The organism is Streptomyces sp. NPDC037410 (genome assembly GCF_055602235.1).
This window is the reverse complement of sequence record NZ_JBVJWR010000052.1, coordinates 1-1,051: the sequence shown is the minus strand read 5'-3', so window position 1 is coordinate 1,051 and position 1,051 is coordinate 1. Positions and strand designations below refer to the sequence as shown.

Below are 1,051 nucleotides of genomic sequence, written 5' to 3'. Positions count from 1 at the left end.
CTAGCTTGATCTTTAACATCTGGGCCGTTGGTCAGCTGCTGAACCGGGCCGAGGTGACCTCAGGCTGCGTGGGACCATTTCGGCATGCGCCTGGTAGCTGACGGAACCACACCGACCTCGCGGTTGGTGCTGGTGAAGGACCTCGAGACCGACGACGGCTATGCCTTCGAGCTGGCGAGCCCGCTCTTCCTGGCTCCCGGTGATCGAATCGCTTTCGAAGGCGACAGGCTTGTCGTCGTGCGGGCAAGTGGAGAGCGACTATCGCCAGCGGGCGACTGGTCCACTCGTTGCGGGCCTGGATCTCTACGCCGCCGGTAGAAGTCGTTCTTCGAACGGTGCGTCGTACTTGATCACTCGGTTCGGTAACCGCCGTACGCGGAAACGGCCTTCGTCTGAACATGTGCTCCGACCAAGGAACACACACGTCCAGCGCGAAGGCCGTGAGGATGAGTCTGCAGTATCGCGATGCCCACCAGGAGCCGCTGGCGGAACTGTCACGCTTCCGGGGCGAGTTCCACTCCTGTCTCACTGCCCGTTCGGACGCCCTGTTCGAGCTGGCCGACGCGATCTTGTGCGAGGACGGGCCGGTGAGATCGCTGGTCGAGCTGTCGCTGGTGGGCGAACACCGCCGTGGTCACGGCGGGCTCTACGCCGCGCTCGCCCAGGGCCGAATCGACGCGGACCGACTGCGGCGGACCTTGGCCTCGGTGCCGCTGCCCCGGACCACCGACAGCAGGCTAATCCTGGCTGTCGACGTCACGTGCTGGCTGCGGCCCGATGCCCACACCTCACCCCAGCGGATCCTGTGCCACACCTACGGCCGGGGCAAGGACCAGCACATTCTCGTTCCCGGCTGGCCCTACTCGATCGTCTGCGCGCTGGAACCCGGCCGCAGCTCGTGGACCGCGCCGCTGGACGCGTTGCGTCTGGCGCCCGGGGACGACACCGCCACCGTTACCGCCCGGCAGTTGCGCGACCTGGTCGAGCGGCTGATCGCCGCAGGTCAGTGGCGGACCGGGGACCCGGACATCCTCATCGTCGCGGACGCCGG

The 1,051-nt window shown here is 66.9% G+C and carries 1 protein-coding gene; it reads left to right on the top strand.

The annotated features are described in order from the left end of the window. Positions 1–446: 446 nt before the first annotated feature. Positions 447–1,051: transposase (locus ACZ7HT_RS36885; RefSeq protein WP_471174130.1), on the top strand; the 605-nt coding region annotated here is incomplete at its 3' end.